We start from the raw sequence: 6,136 nt of genomic DNA on the forward strand, positions 1-6,136 counted from the left end.
TTCGAATCCCACCGCCTCCTCCACTTCTTTTTTTTTACCCAAAAATAATAATAATCATGGAGTCGTACCCAAGTCCGGCTGAAGGGGACGGACTCGAAATCCGTTAGGGGTCGCAAGGCTCGCGTGGGTTCGAATCCCACCGACTCCGCTTTTTATGAAGCATCTCAATTCTGAGGTGCTTTTTTGTTGCATCGATTTCTTCGTGCATGCTATGGTTGCCTACGTGAAAAACGAAGAAGAGGTGGACGAAATGAACGAACAAACAAAAGAATCGTTGCTTTCGCATTATGCGATGACGATGACATATGTAAAAGACTTAGAACAGATTTCAGAAGAAGCATGGCGGACATCGTATGCGGAAGGTAAGTGGACGGTTGCTGAGATCATTGGTCACTTATCACCATGGGATCGTTTCATGGTCGCAGAGCGTATTCCGTACTTGCTCGCGGGTGAACCATTCCGTGTTGCGCCGGATAGCCAAGCCGTCAATGATGAAGCAGCGAAGATGAGCCGTGAGCAACAACGGATCTTGACGATTGATGAGTTTTTAGTCAGCCGTGACTTATTGCGCCGTGCAGTCGAATTGATTCCGGAAGATCGCCTGCAGGACAAGGTCGTCATTAAAGACAAAGAGTTGACGATTGGTCAGTTCCTCGGAGCGATGACTCAACATGATTTACACCATATGGAACAGATCAATCAAGTGATTGGTTAATAGGAGGGAGATGCGAGACGCGTCTCCTTTTTTGCGCAAAAAAAGATCTGCCTAAGAGGCAGATCTGATCATTTATCGTGTATTGGCAATGCGCGCAACTTCAAGTTGTTTTTCAATCTTCGCGAGAATCCGGTCGATCGATTCTGGCTCGTTCAGTAAATCGTATTCGTCGATCGACAAGCGGAGTACCGGGCAAATCGTGAAGTTGTTGATCCAGTTCGTATAGCGTTCATACATCTCTTCCCAATATTCGATTGGAGTCTGTTGCTCCATCTCACGTCCGCGAAGACGAATCCGTTCAAGGACTTGCTCGAATGAACCTTCGAGATAGATCAAAAGATCTGGATGTGGGAAGAATGGTGTCATGACCATCGCGTCAAATAAACTTGAATACGTTTCATAGTCCGTTGGAGACATCGTTCCTTTTTCGAAATGCATCTTAGCGAAGATCCCTGTATCTTCATAGATCGAACGATCTTGGATGAAACCACCACCGTATTGGAAAATCCGCTTTTGTTCCTTGAAGCGTTCAGCGAGGAAATAGATTTGGAGGTGGAAGCTCCAACGCTCGAAATCATGATAGAATTTATCCAAGTAAGGGTTCGTATCGACTTTTTCGAGTGACGTCCGGAAACCAAGGGCATCTGCTAATCCGTTTGTGATCGTTGATTTACCGATCCCGACCATACCGCCGATCGTAATGACGGCATCTGCCGGGATGTTGTATTGTTCGCGTAGCTTCAAGTTCATGCGTGGTTCGCTCCTTCATATAATTCGTTCCGGATCGTCGTCAAGACGTACTCGAGATCTTCCGGCCGCTTGACGAAGTCGAGTGCATCCCCGTCGAAACGGATGATTTTGACTTCCGGATGTTTGGCTTGGTATTCCGTGACGAATGTCTCGTAATCCTCGGCTAATTGTTCGAGATAGGCACGTGACATGTTTTCTTCGATTTCTCGTCCGCGCAGCGCAACACGTTTCATCAAGGTGTCGATGCTTGCGTTCAAGTAGATGACAGCATCCGGTTTCGGCATATCTGTCGTCAGGATCGAGTAGATTTGTTCGTACTTCTCAAGATGCTCTACCTTTAGAGAGCGGTGTGCAAAGATCAAGTTCTTAAAGATATGGTAATCAGCAACGACAGAGCGTTGTTTACTGAGGTAATGACGTTCGATATCATCGAGTTGTTTGAAGCGATTGCACAAGAAGAACATTTCCGTCTGGAAGCTCCATTCTTCGATATCTTCATAGAACTTTCCAAGAAAGGGATTTTCTTCGACGATTTCGCGTAACATAGAAAAAGAGAAATGGTGACTGATGGCGTTCGCAAGTGATGTTTTGCCTACACCAATCGGTCCTTCAACCGTTATGAACATATACAATGACCCTCCGTTCAGCAAAGTGCAATTTATATTTTAGCACAAAGAAGTACGACTTGCTGAAGTTTCAAAAGGAGAATTTTTTTAGAGTGAGGAGTATCATCGATGGAACGACAGGAACACTATATGCGACTTGCGATCGAAGAAGCAAAAAAGGCAGAACAGATCGGAGAAGTTCCGATTGGATGTGTCATTGTCAAAGACGATGAAGTCATCGCGACGGGTTACAATCACCGGGAAACGGATCAACAGGCGACGGCACATGCCGAGTTGATCGCGATTGAGGAAGCTTGCCGAAAGCTCGGGAACTGGCGACTTGAAGGGTGTGAGCTCTACGTGACACTCGAACCGTGTCCGATGTGTGCGGGTGCCATCATGCTGTCACGGATCGAACATGTCATCTTTGGTGCCGTCGATCCGAAGGGTGGATGTTGTGGAACACTGATGAACTTAGTGCAAGACGATCGGTTCAATCATGTCTCACAGTTGACGAGCGGTATATTAGAAAAAGAGTGTGGGGAGATGCTAACGACGTTCTTTCGGGAACTACGTGCGAAAAAGAAAGCACGAAAGCGGGCAATGGGTTGCATCACACCAGATGAAACAGTATAATGAAAAAGCACTGAAACAAGGTGCCACTAAAAATCGATAAACCATTTGCCGTGCTAGGTGGGGATGTAGCGGTTCCCTGTCACTCGCAATCCGCTATAGCGAGACTGAATTCCATGTCGAGGGATATGATTGGTGTGGTCTGCCTCACGTAAGTAGCGTTGACGTTTGAGTCCTGCGCAACAGATACCCATGAACCAGGTCAGGTCCGGAAGGAAGCAGCCTTAAGTGGTGCTCTCTGTGTGTTGCAGGGGTGCTTGGACTGAGCAGGCTGCGTGAGTAACGCATGTTGAACATATTTCAGAATATGGTGCGCGGCAGTTTAATTTTTAAAGACAAGTCTACAGCCGGTTTCGGTTGTAGACTTTTTTAGGTAAAATAGAATGAGGAACTTAAAAAGAGGAGGCGCAAACTTGGCCTATCAAGCACTATACCGCGTATACCGTCCGCAACGTTTCGACGAAGTCGTTGGACAAGCGCATATCACCCGTACGATCCAAAATGCATTGATGGAGGGACGCATGTCCCACGCCTATCTATTTTCGGGTCCTCGTGGAACGGGAAAAACGAGTCTTGCCAAAATCATCGCTAAAGCGATCAACTGTGAGCATGCTCCGGTCAAAGAACCGTGTAATACGTGCCCCACGTGTCTTGCGATCACGGAAGGATCAAGTCCAGACGTCTTCGAAATCGATGCCGCTTCCAATAACGGCGTAGATGAAATTCGGGAAATCCGGGATAAAGTCAAATATCCCCCTTCAGAAGCAGCCTATAAAGTCTATATCATTGATGAAGTACACATGTTGTCGACAGGCGCCTTTAATGCACTGCTTAAAACACTAGAAGAACCGCCGGCACACGCCATCTTCATCTTAGCAACGACCGAACCACATAAAATCCCAGCGACGATCATCTCCCGCTGCCAACGTTTCGATGTAAAGCGGCATGAAGTCGATCAACTTGTAGAACGGATGCAATATATCTTAAAAGATCAATCGATCGAGTATTCGGATACGGCCTTACGATTGATTGCCCGTGCAGCGGATGGTGGCATGCGTGATGCACTGAGTCTACTCGACCAAGCGGTTGCTTTTTCAAACGGTGATTTGAACGATGCTGCTGTTCTTGAAGTAACAGGGGCAGTAGAAGATGAAGCATTACTAAACATTGCCCGTGCCTTGCATGAACATCAAGTCGACCAGTTGTTACAGACGCTTGAGACGATGCAACGAGCGGGAAAAGATTTAAAACGTTTCGTTGAGGATCTTGTCTTCTTTTACCGAGACACCTTATTATTGAAAGCCTCTCCTACAGCTGTCGACTTGCTAGAGCGTGCTCGCCCGACGGATGAGTTCAAACAATTCGTTGAATCGATTGAAGCAGAGACATGCTTTACGATCATTGATCAGTTACATGACTGCCAACAACAAATGCGATTAACGAATCATCCGCGGGTCCTCGTTGAGATTGCCTTCATTCAAATCGCGGAACAAGGAAGAACGACGGGGCAGATCGTCCAAGCGTTGCAGCAGGAAGTCCGCGAAATGAAGGAACAGATGCATCAGTGGAAGTCGAATGGTGTTCCAGCTCAAGAAGCGGCTGCACCACAAGCGCAGCCGAAGCGGAAACAAGGACGACCAACCGTTCGAATCGCCAAAGAGCGGATTCGCCAAATGCTAGAACGAGCAGAAAAAACCCAGTTGCGTGAGATTCAGGAACGCTGGGATCATATCCTAAAGTGGATTCTAAAAGAAGATGGACCAATCTACTCGTTGCTTCATGAAAGTAAACCGGTTCTCTGCTCTGCGGATACGCTATTGATCGAATTCGATGACGGTAAGGGATGGCATTTCGAGCAAGTCATGACCAATGAACGAACACGTTTCGTGATTGAGGAAGCATTATATGAAATATGCGGCGTCAAACGCGAAATTTTAGCGATTCTCTCAAACGATTGGCATGAACTGAAGGCAGAGTTTGTTGCTAAGCGAAATAGTAGTAGTATAGAAGAGAAGGAAACAAAACAAGAATCGGAGAGCGATCAGTTATTGTCCGAGACGCTTGGTCGTTTTGGTGATATCGTAGAGTTCGAAGATTAAATTCGAGGAGGAATACAGATGCGCGGAATGGGAAACATGAATAATATGATGAAACAGATGCAGAAGATGCAAAAGGATATGGCGAAAGCACAAGAAGAATTAAAAGATTTGACAGTGACAGGTACAGCAGGCGGGGAAATGGTCTCAGTCGTCGCCGATGGTCATAAAAATATCGTAGATGTCATCATTAAAGAAGAAGTCGTTGATCCAGATGACGTTGAAATGATTCAAGATCTCGTCTTAGCTGCAACGAACGATGCTTTGAAGAAAGTCGATGAACTCGTCTCAAGTAAAATGGGGAAATTCACACAAGGTATGAATCTGCCGGGAATGTTTTAATTCGTAGGAGGAAACCACTTGCAATATCCTGAAGCGATTAGTCGTTTGATCGAAAGTTTTACAAAACTGCCGGGGATTGGTCCGAAGACAGCAGTTCGTCTAGCGTTTCATGTCCTTGATATGGAAGAAGACGATGTCTTGATGTTCGGAAAAGCATTGGTCAGTGCGAAGCGCGACATTGCCTACTGTAGTGTCTGCGGGAATATCACGGATCAAGATCCTTGTTATGTATGTACAGATAAACACCGAAACCGTACGATCGTCTGTGTCGTCCAAGATTCAAGGGATGTCATTGCAATGGAAAAGATGCGAGATTACCAAGGGTTGTACCATGTCTTACATGGAGCGATCAGTCCAATGGAAGGGATCGGTCCAGAGGATATCAATGTATCTAGTCTACTGACACGTCTTCAAGCGGACGAAGCGATTACGGAAGTCATCTTAGCAACCAATCCGAACATCGAAGGAGAAGCGACAGCGATGTATCTATCGCGTCTCTTAAAACCGACGGGTATTCGGATCACTCGGATTGCCCATGGTCTTCCGGTTGGTGGAGATCTTGAATACGCAGATGAAGTGACGTTATCTCGTGCAATGGAGGGACGTCGCGAACTATGAGTTGGTTTCGAAAGAAGATTCGCAGTGAGTACGACGAGCGTTTGTTAGAAGAATTAGCAAAAGCAAAAGAAGATTATTTGATGAAACGCCATCTTCTAGAAATCAGCTATGATGACTATGGTGATTTAGAAGCACAAATGAAGTTAGCGGAATCACTGTATTTCTTCTATATAAGCGAAGCAAAAAGAAGACGCGTCTCATTGATGATGAAGTAAACCGCAGCCATTCTTGTCTGCGGTTTTTACATGCTTTAAAAAAACTATAAGTTATTTTAATAAAGTAGTTGCGCCTATCTAATTATCGTGATATATTAATTCATGTCCTTAAGAGGACGAGCGCTTACGGCAAACAAGTAAAAAACAATTTCAAAAAAGTTG

Annotated in this window: 8 protein-coding genes, 1 tRNA gene and 1 other RNA gene; 8 read left to right on the forward strand and 2 right to left on the reverse strand. The window is 45.7% G+C overall.

Annotated elements, in window-relative coordinates; genetic code table 11:
* Nucleotides 1–58 precede the first annotated feature (58 nt).
* Nucleotides 59–148: transfer RNA gene (locus B4F99_RS01440), tRNA-Ser, on the forward strand.
* 102 nt (nt 149–250) lie between these two features.
* Nucleotides 251–715 (forward strand): DinB family protein, encoded by a 465-nt coding sequence (locus B4F99_RS01445; RefSeq protein WP_035409903.1) that lies wholly within the window; start codon nt 251–253, stop codon nt 713–715.
* 72 nt (nt 716–787) lie between these two features.
* Here B4F99_RS01445 and B4F99_RS01450 read toward each other — a convergent pair whose 3' ends face one another.
* A complete protein-coding gene (locus tag B4F99_RS01450; RefSeq protein WP_029343036.1) occupies nt 788–1,465 on the reverse strand; it encodes a deoxynucleoside kinase in 678 nt (225 codons plus the stop codon).
* A complete protein-coding gene (locus B4F99_RS01455) occupies nt 1,462–2,091 on the reverse strand; it encodes a deoxynucleoside kinase (RefSeq protein WP_050679045.1) in 630 nt (209 codons plus the stop codon). Before B4F99_RS01455 ends, B4F99_RS01450 begins: the two co-directional genes overlap by 4 nt.
* 108 nt (nt 2,092–2,199) lie before the next feature.
* Between B4F99_RS01455 and tadA the strand changes: the two genes are divergently transcribed.
* The 6 genes from tadA to B4F99_RS01485 all read left to right on the forward strand — a co-directional run bounded on the left by tadA (nt 2,200) and on the right by B4F99_RS01485 (nt 5,974).
* Nucleotides 2,200–2,706: a tRNA adenosine(34) deaminase TadA gene (gene tadA, locus B4F99_RS01460; protein WP_035409909.1), complete on the forward strand. Its 507-nt coding sequence runs from the start codon at nt 2,200–2,202 to the stop codon at nt 2,704–2,706.
* A 48-nt stretch (nt 2,707–2,754) separates the two neighbouring features.
* Nucleotides 2,755–3,021, forward strand: an RNA gene (gene ffs, locus B4F99_RS01465) — signal recognition particle sRNA large type.
* Between the two features lie 95 nt (nt 3,022–3,116).
* The gene (dnaX, locus tag B4F99_RS01470; RefSeq protein WP_290754903.1) at nt 3,117–4,802 is read left to right on the forward strand and encodes a DNA polymerase III subunit gamma/tau; all 1,686 of its coding nucleotides are present in this window, start codon (nt 3,117–3,119) and stop codon (nt 4,800–4,802) included.
* Nucleotides 4,803–4,820: 18 nt separating this feature from the next.
* Nucleotides 4,821–5,141, forward strand: coding sequence for a YbaB/EbfC family nucleoid-associated protein (locus B4F99_RS01475; protein ID WP_029343040.1), 321 nt, complete (start codon nt 4,821–4,823; stop codon nt 5,139–5,141).
* 18 nt (nt 5,142–5,159) lie between these two features.
* Nucleotides 5,160–5,759 carry a recombination mediator RecR gene (gene recR / locus B4F99_RS01480; RefSeq protein ID WP_023469882.1) on the forward strand — a complete coding sequence of 200 codons (600 nt, stop codon included), beginning with the start codon at nt 5,160–5,162 and terminating at the stop codon, nt 5,757–5,759.
* Nucleotides 5,756–5,974, forward strand: a complete 219-nt coding sequence (locus tag B4F99_RS01485) for a YaaL family protein (RefSeq protein WP_050679042.1) — start codon at nt 5,756–5,758, stop codon at nt 5,972–5,974. Before recR ends, B4F99_RS01485 begins: the two co-directional genes overlap by 4 nt.
* The last annotated feature ends 162 nt before the right edge of the window (nt 5,975–6,136 follow it).

Source organism: Exiguobacterium sp. UBA3491 (genome assembly GCF_002377745.1).
GTDB lineage: Bacteria > Bacillota > Bacilli > Exiguobacteriales > Exiguobacteriaceae > Exiguobacterium_A.

Coding starts and splice junctions, on each gene's coding strand:
- B4F99_RS01445 (WP_035409903.1), top strand. CDS start 251: ATGAACGAACAAACAAAAGAATCGTTGCTTTCGCATTATGCGATGACG.
- B4F99_RS01450 (WP_029343036.1), bottom strand. CDS start 1,465: ATGAACTTGAAGCTACGCGAACAATACAACATCCCGGCAGATGCCGTC.
- B4F99_RS01455 (WP_050679045.1), bottom strand. CDS start 2,091: ATGTTCATAACGGTTGAAGGACCGATTGGTGTAGGCAAAACATCACTT.
- tadA (WP_035409909.1), top strand. CDS start 2,200: ATGGAACGACAGGAACACTATATGCGACTTGCGATCGAAGAAGCAAAA.
- B4F99_RS01475 (WP_029343040.1), top strand. CDS start 4,821: ATGCGCGGAATGGGAAACATGAATAATATGATGAAACAGATGCAGAAG.
- B4F99_RS01485 (WP_050679042.1), top strand. CDS start 5,756: ATGAGTTGGTTTCGAAAGAAGATTCGCAGTGAGTACGACGAGCGTTTG.